Origin of the sequence: Eggerthella guodeyinii, assembly GCF_009834925.2 — a bacterium.
Classification (GTDB): domain Bacteria; phylum Actinomycetota; class Coriobacteriia; order Coriobacteriales; family Eggerthellaceae; genus Eggerthella; species Eggerthella guodeyinii.
The window spans coordinates 1,918,149-1,938,811 of sequence record NZ_CP063310.1 but is presented as its reverse complement, the minus strand read 5'-3'; the positions used below and the strand labels follow the sequence as shown (position 1 = coordinate 1,938,811).

General features: G+C 71.1%; 15 protein-coding genes. 2 read left to right on the top strand and 13 right to left on the bottom strand.

Features of this window, described 5'->3' with window-relative positions:
• Positions 1–56: 56 nt before the first annotated feature.
• Positions 57–3,488, top strand: coding sequence for a S8 family serine peptidase (locus GS424_RS08005; RefSeq protein WP_160941641.1), 3,432 nt, complete (start codon positions 57–59; stop codon positions 3,486–3,488).
• A 170-nt stretch (positions 3,489–3,658) separates the two neighbouring features.
• Positions 3,659–4,081, top strand: coding sequence for a C-GCAxxG-C-C family protein (locus GS424_RS08000; RefSeq protein WP_160941642.1), 423 nt, complete (start codon positions 3,659–3,661; stop codon positions 4,079–4,081).
• A 60-nt stretch (positions 4,082–4,141) separates the two neighbouring features.
• Here GS424_RS08000 and GS424_RS07995 read toward each other — a convergent pair whose 3' ends face one another.
• The 13 genes from GS424_RS07995 to GS424_RS07935 all read right to left on the bottom strand — a co-directional run bounded on the left by GS424_RS07995 (position 4,142) and on the right by GS424_RS07935 (position 20,578).
• Positions 4,142–5,434, bottom strand: a complete 1,293-nt coding sequence (locus GS424_RS07995; RefSeq protein WP_160941643.1) for a dihydroorotase — start codon at positions 5,432–5,434, stop codon at positions 4,142–4,144.
• A complete protein-coding gene (locus GS424_RS07990) occupies positions 5,418–6,362 on the bottom strand; it encodes an aspartate carbamoyltransferase catalytic subunit (protein WP_087189704.1) in 945 nt (314 codons plus the stop codon). The genes GS424_RS07995 and GS424_RS07990 overlap by 17 nt, the downstream gene beginning before the upstream one ends.
• Before the next feature lie 3 nt (positions 6,363–6,365).
• Positions 6,366–6,953, bottom strand: coding sequence for a bifunctional pyr operon transcriptional regulator/uracil phosphoribosyltransferase PyrR (pyrR, locus tag GS424_RS07985; RefSeq protein WP_154331851.1), 588 nt, complete (start codon positions 6,951–6,953; stop codon positions 6,366–6,368).
• A gap of 431 nt (positions 6,954–7,384) precedes the next feature.
• Positions 7,385–9,172, bottom strand: a complete 1,788-nt coding sequence (locus GS424_RS07980) for an ABC transporter ATP-binding protein (RefSeq protein ID WP_160941644.1) — start codon at positions 9,170–9,172, stop codon at positions 7,385–7,387.
• 31 nt (positions 9,173–9,203) lie between these two features.
• On the bottom strand, positions 9,204–11,390 hold the full coding sequence (locus tag GS424_RS07975; protein WP_160941645.1) for a YhgE/Pip domain-containing protein: 2,187 nt from the start codon (positions 11,388–11,390) through the stop codon (positions 9,204–9,206).
• Entirely contained in the window at positions 11,383–14,016 is a 2,634-nt protein-coding gene (locus GS424_RS07970; protein ID WP_160941646.1) for a YhgE/Pip domain-containing protein, read from the bottom strand. Before GS424_RS07970 ends, GS424_RS07975 begins: the two co-directional genes overlap by 8 nt.
• 230 nt (positions 14,017–14,246) lie before the next feature.
• Complete coding sequence (locus tag GS424_RS07965; RefSeq protein ID WP_160941647.1) at positions 14,247–15,449, bottom strand: NADP-dependent isocitrate dehydrogenase; 1,203 nt, start codon at positions 15,447–15,449, stop codon at positions 14,247–14,249.
• 186 nt (positions 15,450–15,635) lie between these two features.
• A complete protein-coding gene (locus GS424_RS07960; protein WP_160941648.1) occupies positions 15,636–16,583 on the bottom strand; it encodes an NAD-dependent epimerase/dehydratase family protein in 948 nt (315 codons plus the stop codon).
• 275 nt (positions 16,584–16,858) lie between these two features.
• Positions 16,859–17,716: an ATP-binding cassette domain-containing protein gene (locus GS424_RS07955; protein WP_154331845.1), complete on the bottom strand. Its 858-nt coding sequence runs from the start codon at positions 17,714–17,716 to the stop codon at positions 16,859–16,861.
• Between the two features lie 36 nt (positions 17,717–17,752).
• A complete protein-coding gene (locus tag GS424_RS07950; protein WP_160941649.1) occupies positions 17,753–18,529 on the bottom strand; it encodes a hypothetical protein in 777 nt (258 codons plus the stop codon).
• Positions 18,526–19,200 (bottom strand): hypothetical protein, encoded by a 675-nt coding sequence (locus tag GS424_RS07945; protein ID WP_160941650.1) that lies wholly within the window; start codon positions 19,198–19,200, stop codon positions 18,526–18,528. The genes GS424_RS07950 and GS424_RS07945 overlap by 4 nt, the downstream gene beginning before the upstream one ends.
• 17 nt (positions 19,201–19,217) lie before the next feature.
• Positions 19,218–20,021 (bottom strand): hypothetical protein, encoded by an 804-nt coding sequence (locus GS424_RS07940; RefSeq protein WP_160941651.1) that lies wholly within the window; start codon positions 20,019–20,021, stop codon positions 19,218–19,220.
• On the bottom strand, positions 20,018–20,578 hold the full coding sequence (locus tag GS424_RS07935) for an RNA polymerase sigma factor (RefSeq protein WP_160941652.1): 561 nt from the start codon (positions 20,576–20,578) through the stop codon (positions 20,018–20,020). Before GS424_RS07935 ends, GS424_RS07940 begins: the two co-directional genes overlap by 4 nt.
• Positions 20,579–20,663: the final 85 nt, after the last annotated feature.

The following is a 20,663-nucleotide window of genomic DNA, read 5'->3' as shown; positions in this document are numbered from 1 at the left end:
TGCGCCCTTGCGCTTACAGTGATCGCGTACTCATCGATCGCGAGAAAGGACGCACCATGCGAGAGCTTCCGGGTTTGGCAAAGGCGGGCAACTTCCCAGCAGGGGCGCTCGGCGGCTTCGCGCGCCTCGCCTTGGCGCTCGCCCTGGCGCTGAGCCTCGCGCCTGCGGTGCCGGCATCGGCCGCGCAACCCGACGCCGGCTGGGCCGACGACATCCCGGCGATGCTCGCGTCCGGCCCCTACGCCGAAGGCGAGGCCGTGGCCTGCCTGGACGGCGCGGCCGTCGCGACCCTGTCCGACGAGGCCGGCGCCGAAGCCGTCATGGACCTCGACGCCGAAGCGATCGGCGCGGGGGCGGCGGACAGCCTGACGGTCGTGCGCAGCGACTCCCTGAGCACCGAGGAGCTGCTGAACGAGCTCGCGGACGACCCGTCGGTGCTATTCGCCGAGCCCAACTACACGGGCGCCCAGCCGGCCGACGGGGACGGGTCGGCCACGGCCGCCGTCGCGGCGAGCCTCGCCTCCGGAGGCGGCGCTGCCGCGACGGCCGCGTCCAAGGACATGACCGCCTACCAGTGGGGCTTCGGCAACGACGGCTCCACGCTGCAGACCCCCGGCGCCTCGGACGCGGCGAGCGCGAACCCGCCGAGCTGGAACGAGCCGGGCGGCAACATGGGCGGCGACGAGGCGGTCGTGGCCATCCTCGACGGCGGCATCGACGCGAGCCACCCCGACCTGGACGGGTCCATCTACCGCTTCTCGGCCGACCAGCAGCGCGCGCTCGGCTGCGGCGAGTACGGCTACAACGCCGAGGCGGCGGCCAACCCGGCGCTCGACGCGACCGACGTGACCGACAACGACAACCACGGCACCCACTGCGCCGGCATCATCGCCGCGGAATGGGACGGGGCCGGCACGAGCGGCATCGCCTCGAACGCCAAGCTCATGGTCATCAAGAACGGCGACGCCACCACGTCGCTCGTCGACCAGCTGAACGCCTACGCCTTCGTCAAGAAGGCCGTGCTGGAGCAGGGCATCGACGTGCGGGTGACGAGCAACTCCTGGGTGGTCGCGCAGGCCAGCCGCGCGCTCGACGCCGCCGTGCGCGATCTCGGCGAGAGCTGCGGCATCGTCTCGGTGTTCGGGGCGGGCAACTGGGCCCAGGACAACGACGAGAACCTCTACTCCGCGTCGACGCTCAAGGACAACCCCTACGCCGTGGTGGTCGCCGCGACGAATACGGCCGACGAGCTGTGGGATCGAAGCCATTACGGCGCGACCACCGTGGACCTCGGCGCCCCGGGCGGCGGCATCCTCTCCACCGTGCCGCTCTCGTGCTCCCGCTACCTGCCCGACGTCGTGGACGACGGCGCGAACCTGCTCTACGAAGGGTTCGACGGAGACGGCGCGTCGAGCGCCGTGACGTTGGCCGCCGTGACGGCGGAGGGCGGTACGGCCCCGCTGTCCGACGCCGACTACGGCGACGCGACCGCGTTCGCCACGGGCTCGGGCAGCTTCTCCGCGACGCTCGACCAACCGGTCGAAGTCCACGGAGCCAACGGCATGCACGTCGTGGAGTTCGCCGCGACCGACGTCGCGGCACCCGCGGAGGGAGCCGGCGCGTCCTTCGGCCTGTCGATGTACACCGAAGCGCTGGCAGCCCCCTACGCCGCCCAGGTGAAGCTCGCCGACGGCACCTGGGCTTCCATCGACGACTCCGAGCACGGGTCGGCAAAATGTCTCGGCCAGACCTGGGACGCGCTCGACCTCGACCTGCCCGCAGGCACCGATTTCTCCGACTTCCGCCTGCGCGTCACGTTCGTCGCGCCCCTCGGTACGCACATCTGGTTCGACTCCGTGGGCGTGGGCACCCAGAAGGTGCCCTACGATTACCTGAGCGGCACGTCCATGGCGACGCCGGCCGTCGCCGGCGCCTGCGCCGTCCTGGCCGCGCAGCACCCCGACGACACGGCCGCCCAGCTGGCCGCGCGCCTCATGGGCACCGTGCGGCCCAACGGCTCGCTGGCGGGCCGCACCACGACGGGCGGCGCGCTCGACCTGTCCGTCGTCGGCGACCCCTCCGCGCCCGAGACCGCGCTGAACCCGGTCATCGACTCGTTCGCGGCCGAGGGCGCGACGCTGTCCGTCGCGGGCACCGCGTTCGGCGCGAGGGCGGGCGCGGTCGAGGTGAGGCAGGCCGGGCTCGGCGACGACGGCGAAAGCCTCCCGGCGGCGATCGACGCCTGGGACGACTCGTCCGTCCTGCTCACGGCGGAGGAGCCGCTGTCGGGCATCGTGGACGTGCGCGTGACCACCGCGGCGGGGAAGACCTCGCATCGGTCGTTCTTCGTGAGCCAGGGCCGCACGGTGTACGAGCTCGCGTGCTCGCTGCCCGCCTCCGCGGGCGACGACTACGCGGTCGACGACTTCGTCGACTACGAGACCTCGGGCATCCTCCAGCCGTTGCAGGGCGGCCTGCTCGCCCTGCCCCAGACGGCGCTCATCGAAGGGTCGGCCTTCGTGCAGCGCATGTGGCGCTACGACGTCGCCGCCGACGCCTGGCAGGAGCTGGCCGCGCTGCCCGAGCCCCTCCAGGACGCCTCGGCGGCGCTTTGGGGCGGGAAGCTCCTGGTGAAGGGCACGTCCATGGAGCTCGTGGGCGACGGGGTGCCCCGCTCCTGGGGAGCGGTCGATCCGGCCGACGCCGACAAGGCCGAGACGCGCCTGTACGCCTACGACCCGGACGCCGGCCGCTGGGACGAGCTTCCTGCCGCAGGCGTGCCGCGCGGCTCGACGCTCGCGAACGCCGACGGCGCGCTGCTGCTCGTGGGCGGCGACGGCGGCGCGGCCTCCGCTTCGGCCATCCTGTCCTACGATGCGGAACGCGGCGCGCTCTCCCCCGCGGGCACGCTCGCCGTCGCGCGCACGAACCCGCAGGTGGTGGCCAGCGGCTCCACCGTGTACGTCTACGACGCGGAGAACGGCTCGCTCGAAGCGGTGCGCGACGGCGCGGGGACCGTGCTCGAGAACGCGTTCCCCGCCTTCAGCGAGGGCGCCGACGACGCCCGCTCGTTCGCCGCGGTCGACGGGGGCGTCGCCATGGTGGGACCGCTTTCCGCCGACGGCAAGGCCGACACGTACTTGCTGCTCGACGGCCGGTCCTCGTTCGAGCCGTACGCCAAGCGCTCATCTGACGGGAAGGCCCTCTCGCCCACGGCGGCGGCCTGCGACGGCAAGCTGTTCGTGCTGGCCTCCTCGTTCGTCGAGCCGAACGGCCGCTACTTCCGCGCAACCGCCCTCGCCGCCGACGAGCCGTCCGTCGCGCCCGGCGCAGGCGGCGCGACGGACGGCCGAACCGGCAGCAGCGCGCTCGCGAAGACGGGCGACGGGACGCTTCCGGCCGTCCCGCTCGCCGTCGCCGCCGCGGCGCTCGCCGCGAGCGCGCTCGGGGCGGCGGCCGCAAGGCGCCGGAGGGACGGCGCGGACTAGCCAGCGCGCCGCCCCGCGCTCCCGGCGCGTGGAAGGGCCCGGCAACCGGGCCCTTCCACGGTGCGCACGGTACGCGCAGCTGATCCTTCTGCCAGGTTTCTGTTGCGGTTTTCCGCCGCGATTCCTATCATGGGAGGCACAGACGGCAACGAGCCAAGCGAGGTGTTCCCGTGGGAGACAAGGCGAAGGAAGCGGTCAGGCTGTATGCGAAAGGATGCACGTGCGCCCAATCGGTGCTGGTGCCCTTCGCCGACGAGCTCGGCCTGGACGAGGATGCGGCCTTGAAGCTGGCCGAGGGGTACGGCGGCGGGTTCGCCGCCACCCAGGAAATGTGCGGGGCGATGGTTTCCGCCACCGCCATCGTCAGCCACCGGTACAGCACCGGCGTGCCCGGCGACCTGGAGGGTCGCGCGGTGGTGTTCGGCAAGGTGCGCGCGGCTTTGGGGGAGTTCGAGCAGAAGTACCACGGCGTCACGTGCTTCGACGTGCTCAAGGGCGAGCGCCCCGTGCCGTTCAAATGCGCCGAGAAGGTGAAGGATGCCGCCCTCATCGTGGAGAAGATGCAGAAGGAAAGCGACGCCGCAACAGCGTAACAGCCTGCGCCGGACGGTTCCGGCGCAGGCTGTCGTATCTGCGATGAGGCGCTCTTCGCGTTATTCGACGATCACGCCGTCCTCGAGGGTGGCGTAGCCGCCCACGTAGACGTCGGTGGCGCGGCCCGTGAGCTCGGCGCCGATGAAGCCCGAGTTCACGGCCTTCGAGAGGAAGTCGGCCGCGTCCACCGTCCAGGCGGCGTCCGGGTCGATGACCGTGAGGTCGGCCGTCGCGCCCGGCTCGAGGGCCACGCGCTCGACGCGCAGGATCTCGCGGGGCTTCGCGGCCATGAGCTCGATGGCGCGCTCCCAGCTGATGATGCCGGGCGCGACCAGGTTCGTGATGACGAGCGCGAGCGACGTCTCCAGGCCGATCATGCCGAAGGGCGCCAGCTCGAACTCGGCGTTCTTCTCGAAGTCGTTGTGCGGCGCGTGGTCGGTGACGATGGCGTCCACCGTGCCGTCCTTCACGCCCTCGACGAGCGCGGCGGCGTCGTCGGCCGTGCGCAGCGGCGGGTTCACCTTGAGGAAGGTGTTGTAGTCGTCGCCGATGGCGTCCTCGGTGAGGAACAGGTGGTGCGGCGTGACCTCGCAGGTGACTGCTAGGCCCTCGGCCTTCGCGGCGCGCACGAGCTCGAGCCCGCGGGCGGTGGTGAGGTGCTGCACGTGCAGCGGGCAGCCCGTGAGGCGGCAGATAGCGATGTCGCGGGCGATCTGGATCTCCTCGCCCTCCGCCGGCCAGCCCAGCATCCCGAGGCGCGTGGACACGACGCCTTCGTTCACCTGGCCGGCGCCGACGAGGTCCTCGTCCTGGCAATGGCTCATCACCACGCGGTCGAACTGCGCGGCGTAGTCCATGACGCGGCGCATCGTGCCCGCGCCCTGCACGCCGCGGCCGTCGTCGGTGAAGGCGACGGCGCCGTGGGCCACCATGTCGCCCATCTCGGACAGCGTGTCGCCCGCGAGGCCCTGCGAGCAGGAGCCGGCCACGTGCACGCGGCACTTGCCGACGGCCGCGGCGCGGGCCTTGACGTACTCGACGCCCACCGCGTTGTCGATGACGGGCTTCGTGTTCGGCATGCAGCACACCGCCGTGAAGCCGCCGTGGGCCGCGGCGCGCGTGCCGGAGGCGATGTCTTCCTTCGTCTCGTAGCCGGGCTCGCGCAGGTGCACGTGGATGTCCACGAGGCCGGGGACGACGATCTTGCCGCCCAGGTCGCGCTCGACGCCCTTCTCCATCGCGAGGTTCTGGCCGATCTCGACGATCTTGCCGTCGCGCACGAGGATGTCGGCCGTTTCGTTCAGACCGACCTGCGGGTCGATCACATGGGCGTTCTTAAGCAGTAAGGCCATCTTCGCTCCCTCCCAGAAGAAGATACATTTCCGCCATGCGCGTGAGGATGCCGGCGTAGACTTGATCGAGAATGACCGAGCGCTTCGGATGGTCGGCCATGTAGCTGTCCAGCTCGACGCCGCGGTTGATGGGGCCGGGATGGCAGATAAGGGCGTCGGGCTTCATGAGGGGCTCGCGCTCCTTCGTGAGGCCGTACAGCATGTTGTACTCGCGCAGCGACGGGTACGGCGCGCCTTCGAGGCGCTCGCGCTGGATGCGCAGCATGTACACCACGTCGAGGTCGGGCAGCACCTCGTCGAGCTTCGTGGTGACGTGGTCGGCGCCGAGGATGTCGGGACGCGCCGGCAGCAGCGTCGGCGGGGCAACCACCGTCACCTCGCAACCCATGATCTTGAGCGCGGGGATGAGCGAGCCGCACACGCGGGAGTGGCCGATGTCGCCCACGACGCCCACCTTGAGGCCGGCCAGGTCGCCCTTGACCTCCCAGATGGAGTACAGATCCAACAGCGCCTGCGTCGGGTGCTGGTGCTTGCCGTCGCCCGCGTCGATGACGTGCGCGCCGGAGACGTCGGCGATCTTGCGGGGCACGCCCGCGTGCTTGTCGCGGACGATGATCATGTCGATCTTGTAGGCGCACAGCGTCTCCACCGTGTCCACGAGGCTCTCGCCCTTCACCGTGGAGGTGGAGCTGCCGCCGAAGTTCAGGCTGTTGGCGCTCAGGCGCTTCTCGGCGATCTCGAACGAGGAGCGCGTGCGGGTGGACGGCTCGTTGAACATGTTCACGACCGTGACGCCCTTGAGCGTGGGGACCTGCTTGATGCGGCGCTCGTTGACTTCCTTGAAGCGCGTGGCCGTCTCGAGGACGGTCATGATATCCTCGGCGGAGTACTCCGTGATATCGATCAGATGCTTGTGATTGAAGGCCATGCCCTATTCACCTCCCAGCGGTGCCGAACCCGCGCGGGAGCCCGGTGCGATTTCCAGAATCTCGACCTCGGACTTGCCGTCCGTCTCCTCCAGGAAGAGGCGCACGTTCTCGTCCGCCGAGGACGGCACGTTCTTGCCCACGAAGTCGGCGCGGATGGGCAGCTGACGGTGCCCGCGGTCCACCAGCACGGCCAGCTGCACCGTGGCCGGGCGGCCGATGTCCATGAGCGCGTCGAGCGCGGCGCGGATGGTGCGGCCCGTGTACAGCACGTCGTCCACGAGGACGATGTCCTTGCCGTCGAGATCGAAGAAGATGTCGGTGGAGTGCACCTCGGGAGCGAGATGCGTCGCGAAGTCGTCGCGGTAGAAGCTGATGTCGAGCTTGCCGAGCGGCACCTTCGTGCCCTCGATCTGCTCGATCTTCTCGGCCAGGCGCTTGGCGAGCAGGTCGCCGCGCGTCACGATGCCGACGAGCGCGATGTTGTCCGCGCCCTTGTTCGCCTCGAGGATCTGATGCGCAATGCGCGTCAACGACCGCTCGATCTCGTCCGCGTCCATGCAGACGGTCTTGACTGTTGCTGCGTCGTTCATACACACCCTTTCTGTTCGAGTGCGTACAGACGGACCTGCGTACCGCCGGGTTCCGCGCCCGCTCCGGCAAGGCCGGGCGTCCGCGTCGCCCCCGAGTTGGCGGCGTCCGCGCGAGGGCATGAAAAAAGCCTCCGCGACAGACAAAGGCTTCGACTCGTTCGCGTTCTTGTTCAGCTGAACGCTTGGGGTGTTACCTTGTCGGTCTCTCTGTACCGCTTTTAAAGGACTGCTCGCAGTATATGCGGTTCGAACCGGATATGTAACCCCTTTTATGCAGAAACTTGTAAGAATTTGCATAGGAGGCGCGCCCGGAGCGCGGCGGAGGGCGCGAGGCGGAGGGCGACCGGGGACCCGAGGCGGCCGAGGCGCGGGGGCGCGCAGGACGGGCGGGCGCGACGCCCCCCGGTGCCCAAGCGCGCACCGGGCGGCCCCTACTCCAGGTACGCGCCCGTCTGGCGGCTCCACAGGTTCGCGTAGGCCCCGCCGGCCTCGATGAGCTCGGCGTGCGGGCCGTCCTCCACCACGCGGCCGCCGTCGAGCACCACGATGCGGTCGAGGCTGGCCACCGTCGACAGGCGGTGCGCCACCACGATGGCCGTGCGCCCGCGCATGAGCGTGGCCAGCGCGTCCTGCACAAGCTGCTCGCTCTCGGAGTCGAGCGCGCTCGTGGCCTCGTCCAGCACGAGCACCGGGCAGTCGGCCAGAAGCGCCCGCGCGATGGCGATGCGCTGGCGCTGCCCGCCCGACAGCTTCACGCCGCGCTCGCCCGTGACGGTGTCGAAGCCCTGCGGCAGCCGCTCGATGAACTCCAAGGCGTTCGCCTGGCGCGCCGCCTCGCGGATCTGCTCCATCGTGGCGTCGGGCCGCCCGTAGGCGATGTTCTCCGCGATGGAGCGGTGGAACAGCAGCGCCTCCTGCGGCACGTAGGCGATCTGGCGGCGCAGCGATTGCTGGGTGGTGTCGGCGATGTTCTGGCCGTCCACGAGGATGCGCCCCTCCTGGATGTCGGACAGGCGCAGCAGCAGCTTCGTCAGGGTGGTCTTCCCCGCCCCGCTCGATCCCACGAGGCCCACGCGCTGGCCGGCGGGGATGTGCAGGTCGAGGTCGTCGAACACCTGCGTGCGAGTGTCGCCGTCGGTGTACCAGAAGCCGATGTCCTCGAAGTCGATGGCGCCCTCGCGCACCTCGAGCTCGGGCGCGCCCGGCCTGTCGGCCACGAGCCGCGGCTCGTCGAGGATGACGGTCATGCCGCTGGCGTCCCCGAAGGCGCGGTTGAAGCGCTGCAGGCCGTTGTTGATGAAGTTGAACTGGTTCGTCACCGTGTAGGTGTACGTGAACATCACCACGAGCGTGCCCGGCGTGATGCCGTACCACGCGTTGCCGCCCGCGATGAACACGGCCACCACGCTCATGATGGCGATGGTGATGCACGCCGTCACGATGCCGCGCGTGAGCGACGCCCACATGCGCTTCGAGTCGCGCGCCACCACTTCGCGGTTCGCCTGGTCGAACAGCCCGCGCTCGTAGTCCTCGCGCCCGTAGGTCTTCACCGCCAGGATGTTGGCCACCGAGTCGGACAGCTCGCCCGACAGCTGGTTCTGCGCGCTGGCCGCCTGCTCGTTGAGGTGCAGGATGCGCTTGTACATGAAGTAGGACACGCCCGCGTACACCGCCAGCAGCACCATGAGGATGGCCACGTACACCGGCACCCGCGGCGCCAGGATGGCGCAGGTGAACACCACCGAGCAGACGACCGGCAGAAACGGGAACGTGAGGGTTTCCAGCAGCAGCTGGTAGGCGCTCATGAACTTGGTGGTCTGGCTGACCAGCGTGCCGCCGAAGCGGTTGGAATGGAACGACATCGACTGGTTGGACAGCGCGTCGAACGACATGGTGGCCAGGTCGTAGGAGGCGGCGATCTCCAGCCGGTACATCGTGTAGTCCTGCACCTTGCTGGCCGCCTGGCCGGCCACGTTGATGAGGACGAGCGCCGCGATGTACGGCCCGAACACGGCGAACACCTCGTCGGGAGCCACCGAGCCCGCGCTCACGCGGTCCACCACGAGGCTCATGACGTAGGGGTTGCCGTACGACAGCAGCGCGACGAACAGAAACGTCGCGGTCATGAGCGCGGCGAACAGCCCGAGGTGCTTTCGGGTGACCAACCAGAAGTAGTGGAGCGTGCGACGCGTCGTCGACGGTACGCCGGTTCGTGCCATGCGGAATTCCTCTCTCATCTCTTCCGCACGATTATCCCACAAGTTTGGAGGACTCCACCTGCTCGACGTACCACGTCATGAACTTGGCAAGCGGCCCCCGCAGCACGAGGCCGACGAGCGCGGCGGGGATCAGGAACAGCAGGAGCAGCCCGATCTCCGTCCAGAAGTCGCCCCCGTACGTGCCGAACATAGCCGCGCGCATGGCGTTCACCACGTGCGTCGCGGGCAGCCAGGGGCTCAGGGCTTGCACGAACGGCGGCAGCAGCTGCAGCGGGAACGAGCCGCCGCACCCCGTCACCTGGATGATGAGCAGCAGCACCGCCACGGCCTTGCCGAGGTTCGCGAACGCCGCCACCAGCGCGTAGATCAGGAACGTGAACACGAGCCCGGCGATCCAGAAGCACAGCATGAACAGCAGCGGCTCGGCCACCTGCACCTGCAGGAACAGCAGGTTCCCGAGGCCCATCACCGTCGTCTGCGCGAGCGACAGGAAGGCCAGCACGCCGAAGCGCCCCATGAACAGCTGGCGGGGCTGCGGGTCGTCCAGCTGCTCGCGCGTGCGCTCGGACACCGTGGGCTTCACCACCACGAGGATCAAGAGCGACCCGATGAACAGGGCGAGCGTCGTGTAGAGCGGGGCCATGGCCGAGCCGAAGTTCTCGGCCGGGAACACGGCCTCGCGCTCGATGCCCACCGGCGCCGCGAGCGCCCGCGACAGCAGCTGCGCGTCGGCGCCGAGCACCGCGCGCAGCGCGCCCGCGTCGCCGGCCGCCAGAGCCTCGTCCACCGCGGAGCCCAGCGCGTCCAGCTCGCGCGCCGTCTCGCGCAGCTTCTGCGCCGCCGCGTCCACCTCGGTCCTCGCGCCGCCCAGCACGTCGGCGGCCGAGCCGGCCGACGCGGACAGGTCGGCCCCTGCCGCGCGCAGGCTGTCCAGGCCGTCGCCCAGGGCGGCCGCGAGGACGCCCGCGCTGTCCGCGAGCTGCTGCAAGCTCGGCTTCAGCCCGCTGTCGAACGAGGTTGCGAGCGCCTCCGAGCCCTGCCGCGCCTCGTCCGCCAGGCGCTCGACCTCCGCGCGCTCGGCCTGCACGTCGGCGTTGCCCGCCTCCAGCTTGCCGGCGGCGGCCGCCAGGTTGTCGCGCATGCCCTCCATGAGCCCGGCGACGGCGTTCAGCCGCGCGACGACGGCGTCGAGCGCCGGCTGGCTTTCGGACGGCAGCGAACCGCGCAGCTCCTCGAGCTGGGCGGCGAGGTCGCGGTACCGCGCGATCTGCGCGTCGAGCGCCTCGGCCTGCCCGCGCAGCCCCGCCGCGCCCTGCTCGGCGCCCGCCGAGGCGGCGTCGAACAGTGCGCCGGACGCCGCAGACACCTCCGCGAACGCCTCGTCGCTCGCGCCGAGCGCCGCCGACAGGTCGTCGACCGACCCCTTCACGGCCGCCACCATGGCGGAGGCGGACGACGTTCCCTGCGACGCCGCGGCCCCGGCGTCGTCGGCCGCGCCCCGCGCGGACGCGATGAGCTTCCCCGAGTCGCTCACGAGCGCCTGCGACGCCCCGGCCAGCGACGAGTACAGCTCCAGCACCGACGCCATGCGGTCCGCCTGCGCGCCCATGTCGCGCACCTGCCCGGACACGGCGGCGATGCGGCCGTCCGCGTCGGCCTCGTCGGCAAAGCTCGACACCGACTCGGCGATGCCGAGCGCCACCTCGGACAGCGTTTGGGCGAACACTTCGTTCACCTGGTACGACACCGAGTCGGCACCCTTGTCGGTGATCTTCGGCGCGATGGCGCTCTTCTTCTCGTTGGCGTAGTAGACGATCTTCGCGTGTTGGACGTCGTCGGAGTAGAACGTCAGCATGTCCTTGCTGAAGCCCTCCGGGATGACCACGGCCGCGTAGTACCGGCCCGAGCGCGCGCCGTCCACCGCGTCCTCCTCGGTGGTGAACGTCCAGTCGATCTCGTCGTTGGCGCGCAGCGCCGACACCACGCGCTCGCCGACGTTCACGCGCAGGGGCACGAGCTCGCTCTCGTAGCCGTCGTCCACGTTCGCCACCGCCACGGTGAGGTTGCCCGTGTTGTCGAACACGTTCCAGCACGCAATGACGTTGTACCACGCGAAGATCGACGGCATCACCACGAGGCCGACGACGATGATCGTGCTCATGACGTTCGCGAACAGGCTCTTGAAGTCGCTGCGCACGATGCGCGCCGCGTTACCCATGCGCCACGCCCCCTTCCGCGTCCCGGACGTCGGGCGCGCCGGGCGCATCCGGCGCTCCGCCGTCGGCGCCGTCGTCGGACGAGCGCGCCATCCGGTTGCGCGCGCTGCCCAGCTGCAGCAGCCCCGCGTCGCTCATGCCGTCGAGCCTCATCTGGCGCGCGAGGCCCGCGCGCAGGCTCTCCACCACCACGAGGAACACGAACACCGCCACGAGCCACCCGAGCCACGCCGTGAGCAGCCACACCTTCTCGGCGGGCGTGAGGGCGAACACCACCGTGAGCGCGACGGGCACCGCGAGCCCGAGGGCAACCGCCCCGCGGATGAGGCGCGGGTACCAGCGCGCGAAGCGCATCGTGCGCGCCCGCAGCTCCTCGCGGTACTCCTCCTTGTCCGACAGCGCCCTGAACAGCTGCGACGCCCGGTACGGGCGCGCGGGTATCTCCACGTCCTCGCCGTTGAAGAGGCCGCTCTCCCGCACCTGGCAGGCCACCATCCGGTTGACGTTCGCCATGAGCGGCCGCACGAGGATGCCGAAGGCCATGGACAGCGCGAAGAACAGCGCCAGCATGCCCAGCGCGTCCGCGTACTGCGAGCCGTAGAAGCCGAAGATGGCCTCGCGCAGGGCGGAAATGCCGTAGGTGAAGGGGAAGAACGGGTAGACGGCCTGGAAGAAGCCCGAGGTCATCTCGATAGGGTACAGCCCCGTGGCGCCGGGGATCTGCGCGAACACGAGCACGATGCAGATGCCCTTGCCGATGTGCTGCAGCGTCACCGACAGCGCGTAGATGATGCTGAGGTAGGAAAGCGAGGCCACGGCGGCCGCGAAGAACAGGGCGGGCGCGTCGGCGGCCTGCACCCCGATGGCCAGCACGCCGGCGCAGCAGATCGCCGCCTGCAGCACGGCCATCACGGCCAGCAGCAGGAAGCGCCCGAGGTAGCGCTGCGTCACGGTGAGGTGGCGCACGCCCTCGCCGTCCACCTCCTGCTTCATGATGACCAGCAGCATGAACGCCCCGATCCAGAACGTCAGGTTCATGAACAGCGGGGCCATGGCCGAGCCGTACGCGTTCAGCTCGTAGAGCTGCTCGGTGACCAGCTCGGTGGGCGACCCCATGAAGTCGGCGATCTTGGCCGCGTCGAGGCCGCCCCCGCCGAACGCCTGCGCGAGCGCGCCCGATTCGCCGAGCGCCAGCACGTCGGTCTGCACGGTGCCGAGGCCCTGCTCGAGGTCGGCCAGGACGGCGTCCGTCTGGCCGAGCGCCTCGCGGGCGGTGGTCAGCGTGGAGGCCAGCTGATCGAGCACGAGCCCGGTCTGGTCGACCAGCAGGCGCTGGTTCGACACGGCGGCCGACAGCGACGCCGACGCGGCGCTCAGCTGCGCGAGGCTGCCGTTGACCGTGGGCACCGTCGTGGAGAACAGGCCGTCCGCGTACGCGCCTGCGGCGCCGGCCGCCCCCTGCGTCGCGGCGTCGAAGGATGCTCCCGCCCGCGAAACCTCCTGCGCGAGGTCGCCCGCCTGGGCGTTCGCCTCGGCGAGGCCGTCGAGCGTCGCCTGCGCGTCGTCCGCGCGCTGCTCGAGCGCGTCGGCGACGGCGACGAGCGGCTCCTTGGCCGGGTCGCCGTCGGACAGCGCTTGCGCCATCTGGCGCACCTGGGCGGCCAGCGCCCTGCTCTCGTCCACAGCGGCCTGCCCCTGCACGATGGTCGCGCCGATGCCCGCCTGGGTCTCGCCCACCGCCGCGGCCATGCTGCCGACGGCGCCGTTCGCCTTCGCCGACGCCTCCGACACCGCGCGGACGGTCCGGTTCACGGCGGGCATCGCCGCCGACGAGAGCTCCGCCGCGTCGCTTTGCAGCTGGGCGGCGATGCTCGCGATGGAGCCGAGGGCGTCGCTCGCGGCGGCGATCTCGGTGCGCGCGCGGCCGAGCGCCTCCTTCGAGCCGCCCACCTTGGCCTGGGCCTCGTCGGTGGCCGCGACGATGCACCCGAGCGAGGCGCGCGCGTCGGACACCACCTGCACGGCGCCCGCCACCTTCGCCGCGGCCCTGCTCCTCGACGCCTCCACGGCGTCGCCCGACGCGCCGATCGCCTGGTCGACGGCATCGGCGGCGACGTCGCTCACCGTGGAGACGAACGTGGAGTTGATGGTCTCGTCGAGCGTGCTCGCGCCCGTGTCGGTGATCTTCGGGGCCACGGGCCCCGTCTTCTCGTTCACGTAGTAGGAGAGCTCGGGCTGCTCGAAGCTTCCGGTGGTCAGCGACAGCAGCCGCTCGGTGAAGTCCTCGGGGATGACGAACGCGGCGTAGCTCGTGCCCGCGTCGAGCTCGTCCATGGCGGCGGCGCGGTCGACGAACGCCCAGTCGAGCTGGGTGTTCCCGTGCAGCTCCTCCACGATCATGTCGCCCACGCGCAGCTCGCCGGTCAGCTCGCTCGACCCGCCCGCGTCCTCGTTCACCACGCACACGCGCAGGTTGCCCGTGTTGTCGTAGGGATTCCAGAATCCGACGACGTTGTACCAGGTGTACACCGACGGCAGCACGAGCAGCGCGACCACCACCACGAGCGCCGGCGGCACCTTGAGCAGCCGCAGCACATCGCGCTTGAACACGCGCAGTACGTTTCCCATGCCCGCCGGCTCCTCTCATCGCTCGCCCGAAACAACCCGAGCAATGATACCCCCTCCGTTGACGCTCCGTCAGCCTCGATTGACGCTCGCGCAGGTTTCGTCAATCGAACGCGCGCAGCGAGGGGCGGGCGCGGTCGGGCTTCGCCGGTGCGCCGCGAAAACGCCGCTGGGGAAGCGCCTCCGCGCTTCCCCAGCTAGCGTACCGTATTTTGTTTGCCCGCAGGCGCGCGCTACGCCGCCAGGCGCTTGGCGATGGCGAGGATGAAGTCGCGGGTGCTGAGCTTCGTCGGGTTCGGCAGCGTGGTGATGAGCGCGAGGTCGCCCGTCATCTCGCCGGCCTCGATGGTGTCGAGCGTGGCGCGCTCCATCTTGTCGGCGAACGCCACGAGGTCGTCGAGGCCGTCCAGCTCGCCGCGCTTGCGCAGGGCGCCCGACCACGCGAAGATGGTGGCCACCGAGTTCGTGGACGTCTCCTCGCCCTTGAGGTGCTTGTAGTAGTGGCGCTGCACGGTGCCGTGCGCGGCCTCGTACTCGTAATAGCCCTGCGGCGACACGAGCACCGACGTCATCATGGCCAGCGATCCGAACGCGCTGGACACCATGTCGCTCATCACGTCGCCGTCGTAGTTCTTGCAGGCCCAGATGAAGCCGCCGTCGGCCTTCATCACGCGCGCCACGGCGTCGTCGATGAGCGTGTAGAAGTACTCGATGCCGGCTTCCTCGAAGCGCGCGGCGTACTCGGCGTCGTAGATCTCCTGGAAGATGTCCTTGAAGCGGTGGTCGTACTTCTTCGAGATGGTGTCCTTCGTGGCGAACCAGATGTCCTGCTTGATGTCGAGGGCGTACTCGAAGCAGCTGCGCGCGAAGCTCTCGATGGACGCGTCGAGGTTGTGCATGCCCTGGGCGATGCCGGGGCCGTCGAACTTCTGCACGAGCTCGCGCGTCTCGGCGCCGTCGGCCGCGGTGTACACGAGCTCCACCGTGCCGGGGCCGGGCACGACCAGCTCGGCGTTCTTGTACACGTCGCCGTAGGCGTGGCGCGCGATGGTGATGGGCTTCACCCAGTTGCGCACGCAGGGCTCGATGCCCTTCACCGTGATGGGCGTGCGGAACACGGTGCCGTCGAGCATGGCGCGGATGGTGCCGTTGGGGCTCTTCCACATGCTCTTGAGGTCGTACTCGTCCATGCGCGCAGCGTTCGGCGTGATGGTGGCGCACTTCACGGCCACGCCCAGGCGCTTGGTGGCCTCGGCGGAGTCCACGGTCACCTGGTCGTCGGTGGCGTTGCGGTGCTCGAGGCCCAGGTCGTAGTACTCGGTCTTCAGATCGATGTGCGGGAGCAGCAGCTCGTCCTTGATCATCTGCCAGATGATGCGCGTCATCTCGTCGCCGTCCATCTCCACGAGCGGCGTGGTCATCGCTAGTTTCGCCATAGTCAACCTTTCCGTGTCCAAAGAGCCTCACGCTCCCCCGTTTTCTCGTACGGGGATATGATACCGTTGCCGTGGCGCGGATGCCGCGCAACCCGCCGATTTCGCCCCGAAAACACGCCTCGGGAAACGCAGCGGGCGCAAGCGCGGCAACGACGCGGCGCGCAGGGACGCTTGGGAGGAAGCCCCTCACCGCTCCGAAAGGCGCAGGGCTTCCTCGATGCGGGCCATCTTGGGGTCGGAAAGGGCCGGGCGACGCTCGCGATACCAGGCGTACGTCCGCCCCATACCCTCCTCGAGGGCGGTCTGGGGAGACGGCAGCCCGAATCGCGCGGCCTTGCGCACGTCGAGCAGATACGTGCAGTCGCGAAACGGGAAGAACGAACGCGCCTCGAGCGCGTCGGAGCAGCCGACGTGCGCAATGCGCGGCTCGACGCCCGCCGCGCGGGCGGCCGCGCGAACGAGGGCGTCCCAACCGATCGCCTCGGGATGCGCGCAGTTGAACGCCTCGGCGCTCCAGCGGACGGGCTCGGCAAGCGCAGCCAGCATGCGCGCCGCGTCGTCGATGAGCGCGAACTGCGTTCGCGTGCCGCCGCTCGGCACCGGCACGGGCAACCCCCTTTCGAGCCGGTCGAACAGGTAGGCCTCGCGGAACAGGTTGTTGCCGGGCCCGTACAGATACGCAGGCCGCACGATGGAGAGCGCGTAGCCGCAGCGCGGCTGGCGATCGACGAGCAGGCGCTCCGCTTCGAGCTTCCCCAGCCCGTATGGGCCCCAGCGCTCGTTCTCGCCCGTCGGCGCGTTCTCGGCGAGCGGTCGATCGCTCGGCCGGTACACCGCTCCCGAGCTGACGAGCACGTAGCGCGCGCCGTCGTCGAAGCGCAGCGCGTCGAGCACCGGCTCCACGTCCGCCGCCGCGTAGGCGGACACGTCGACGACCGCGTCGAAGCGCTCGCCCGCGAGCGCGCCCCAACCCGACGCGTCGCGCCGATCGGCGCGGTACCAGCGGTTGATGCCCGCAGGCGCCGAAGGACGGATGCCGCGCGTGAGGATGGACACGTCCCAACCGCGCGCGACGAGCTCCTCGGTCACCGCCCTCCCGACGAACTGCGTCCCGCCCAACACGAGCACGCGCATGGCAGCTCCCTTCCCGACAGCGCTCACGCCCCCATGGTAGCGCATCGCGAACGCGAATGGTGCGCGCCGGACGCGTCCTTCGTGGCGGAAATTCGGAGAAATTCGTCGTCGGAGCTCCTTTGCGAGCGCGAAATCGGGAATCCGGCTTCAGGCCGACGGCATACGGCCTGGTCGGCAACGTGCATTCGCACGCCCGTCGGCCCGAAACGCGAAAACGCGGCGAATTTCTCCCAAAACCTGCCACGAACCGCAGTCCCGGCGAGGCGCCCGAAACCTCATCGGGTGCTCAGGGCCATGTAACCGTCTTCGAGGGTGGGTTCGACGGGCTCCGACCCTGCCGGCGGCGCGGCGGACACGATGCGGTAGCGCGTCCCCTGCGCCGTGGTGGCGGCGTTCACCACGACCGCCCCCTCCGGGGGCGCCATGAGCGGCGGCGTGAGCCACGTGCGGCCGTGCGCGCCGTCGATGAGGCCCGCGGTGGCGCCGTCGTAGCGCAGCCGCCCCGCGCGCAGCACGCATACGTAGGGACAGGTCTGCGCCACGTCGTCGAGGATGTGCGTGGACAGCACCACCGTGCGCTCGCCGCCGAGCGTGGCCAGCAGCGTGCGGAAGCGCATGCGCTCCTCGGGGTCGAGGCCGGCCGTGGGCTCGTCCACCACGAGCAGGCGCGGGTCGCCCATGAGCGCCTGGGCGATGCCCACGCGCCGCCGCATGCCGCCCGAGAAGCCGCCGATGCGCCGCCGGCGCACGTCGCCGAGCCCCACGCGCTCGATGAGCTCGTCGGCTTGGCGGCGCCGCGCGCGCCGGTCGTCCATGCCCTTGAGGACGCCCACGTAGTCGAGGAACTCGGGCGGCGTGAGGTTGGGATAGGGCTCGATGTCCTGCGGCAGGTAGCCGAGGGACTTCTTGAGCGCGCGGCGGTTGCGCGGCTCGGACAGGTCGCGCCCGTCCACGAGCACGCGCCCCGTCGTGGGCCCCACGATGCCGCAGAGGATGCGCATGAGCGTGGTCTTGCCGGCGCCGTTGGGGCCGATGAGCCCGATCATGCCGGAAGGCAGATCGAGCGTGAGGTCGTCGAGGGCGCGCGGCTTCTTCGGGAAGTCCTTGCCCAGGTGGTCGAGGGAGATGAACATGGAGATATCCTTTCTATGCGTCCGCCGGCGATGCGCTCAGCGGCGCCGGTAGGTGCGCCTGCGGGCGATGGCGCCGGCCACGGCCAGCAGCGCGACGGCGACGGCGAGCTTGAGCGCGAGCAGCGCGACGGCCTCGACGGGCGTGGCGGCGACGGCCGGGCCCTGGTAGTCGAGGAACGGGCTCGATCCGAAGAACGCCTGGCAGATCGGGTCGGCGACGACGTGGAACTGGACGCCGTTGACGCCCCCGTCCACCGGCACCCCGCGGAACGAGAACGCGAACAGCGCCGCGAACCACGCGACCACCGCCGCGATGCGCGCCAGCGCCCGCGGCAGCAGCGCGCCCGCCAGCGCCGACAGCGCCGCGGCGAGGGCGGCCGCCGGCAGCACCACGCCCGCGAGCAGCACGATCGCCTGGGGCAGCGCCCACGCGTTGCCGTGCAGCATCTGGCCGCCCGCGCACACCAACAGCACGGCGGCCGAGGGCAGCGCCATCACGGACAGCGCGCCCGCCACGCGCGCGGCGCTCAGCACGACGGGGCGCACGGGCGCCGAGGCCTCGACTTCCGAGACGCCGAGCCGCTCGGGCTCGGCGGCGAGGTCGGTGAAGGCCGCGGCGTACACGACGGGCGGCAGCATGGCCAGCACCTGCGCCAGGAACACGAGGTCGGCGACGTCGCCCGTCTCGAAGGGAAGCCCGTCGTTCACGGTGACCCCCAACGAGAGCAGCGCGAGCGCGAGCGACACGACCCACAGCGCCCGCTGCCGCGCCGCCATGCGGAAATGGGCGCGTGCCAGCGACAAGAACCTCATCGCGCGCCTCCCAACTTCCTCCACGCGTACTCGGGCGCGCCCAGCGCGCGCCAGACGCACGCGGCCGCCGCGAGCAGCGCCAGCAGCGGCAGCCCGCGCTGCAACGCGAGCAGCGGCACGTTCGGGTCCCATACGAGCGCGAAGAACAGCCAAACCGCCACGACCGCGAGCGAGGCGTTCCGGGAAGAGCCCGCGAGCGCCGCGGCGACGTACGCCGTCAGCACCATGAGCGCCGCGCCGCCCACCGGCGTGACGAGGCCCATCCACCCGACATCGCGGTACACAATGCCCAACGCTTGCAGTGGAACGAACATAACAAGGGCGCCTACGGCACCCGCCGCCAGCAAAATAACCGCGCGCAGCGTCTGCACCGCGCGGAACTCCACCGGCGAGGCCGCCTGCACCTCCACGAGCGGGTCGCCCGCGAGCACCGCGACGGTGCAGACGCCAACCGTCAGGGGGTAGACCTGCGTGAGCGCGAGCATCGCCATCGTCGCAGACGACGCTCCCGCCGCATGCGCCCAGCACACGCCGGCGGCCGCGATGCACGCGCCGGCGGCCACCGGCACGACGACGCCCACGGCGCGCACCCGCCGCGCCTGCGCGGCGACGAGCGCGCGCACCGCCGACCCCGTCAAGCGGCCGGAGCCGCTGCCATATCCTGCAATCATGCGAAACCTCCTCAGGTTCAAGCTGCCTGCATATGCGCGACCAGCGCCCGGCGCGCCGTGACCACCGCAGCCGCGAGCAGGAGGCATCCCGCCGCCGCCACTGCCTCGGGCGCGACGGCGCCCTGCAGCAGGGCGATCGCCGCGAACGCGCCGCCGTCCGCAGCCGCCTGCCCGGCCGGCACCACGAGCGGGACGAGGAGCGCCCCGGCCGCCGCGCCCGTCCACGACGCGTTCGACCACACGGCCACGAACGCCGAGGCGCCCGCGACGGCTGCGAGGGGGACGAGCCACGACGACACGAGCGCGCCCAGCTCCAGCGGCGCGCCCCACCAGGCGAAGGCCGCCGAGGCGGCGAGGCCCGCGAGCGCGTCGACGCCCAGCACCACCGCCAGGCGCGCGAGCAGCACCGTCTGCGGCCCCAGCGGCATGGCCAGCGCCAGCGCGTCGGCCGCGTCGGCGGAGAGCGCCGCCGTCACGGTGAGCGCCGCGCCCAGCAGCAGGAGCGCCGAGAACCACCAGGCGGCATCGGACGCTCCCCCGCCCGCGGCGACGAAGCACGCCGCGCCCGCCGCGAGCGCGGCCGTGACGAGCGCCGCCGGCAGCACCGCCCGCGGCATCGCGCGCACCTGCGCGGCCGCCAGGCTCGCCGCGAGCCGCGCGCTCTTGCGCGCCGGCCAGGCGGGCGCCTCGAAGACCGACGGCTCCTCCTCGATGCGCGCCGCGATGCGCGCGAACGGGGGCACGTCGGCCGCGCACGCCCGCTCCTGCCGTTCCATCGCCGCGCGCAACGCCGCGCGCGGCTCGGTTCCGTTCGTGCTCATATCCGCCTCCCCAAGGTCTTCTGCAACAGGGTTCGCGCGCGGGACACGCGCGACTTCACCGTGCCCACGGGCACGTCGGTCACCTGGGCGATCTCCGCGTAAGGAAGCTCGTGGAGCCAGGCGAGCCGCACCGTCTCGGCCAACGCGGGCTCGAGCGCGTCCAGCGCGGCCACGATCTCGTCCGCGCCCGCCTCGGCCAGGAGCGCGCCCGCGGGGTCGCCCGCCTCGTCGGCCAGCTGCCCCTCCACCTCGTCGAGCGCGCACTCGACGGGCCGGACGCGACGCATGCGCACGTACACCTGGCGCTTCGCGATGCCCAGCAGCCACGTGAGCACGCGGCTGTCGCCGCGGAACGCGGGGGCGGCGCGCCAGCAGCCCAGCCACACGTCGGCCGCCACCTCCTCGGCGAGCTGGCGATCGGGCAGGCGCGCCGCGGCGAACGCGAGCACGGCCGGCGCGTAGCGCCGGTACAGCTCCTCGAGCGCGCCTTCGTCGCCGCGCGCCATGCGCGCGATGGCGGCGCGCGCCCGCTCCTCGTCCGCTTCGCGCTCTCCCATGCCACCGCCTCTCGTTCCCGTCGTCCCGTTCAACCCCTTAGTAGCGCCGGCGAGGGCCGAGGTTCGCCGAAATCGATGGTTTCGC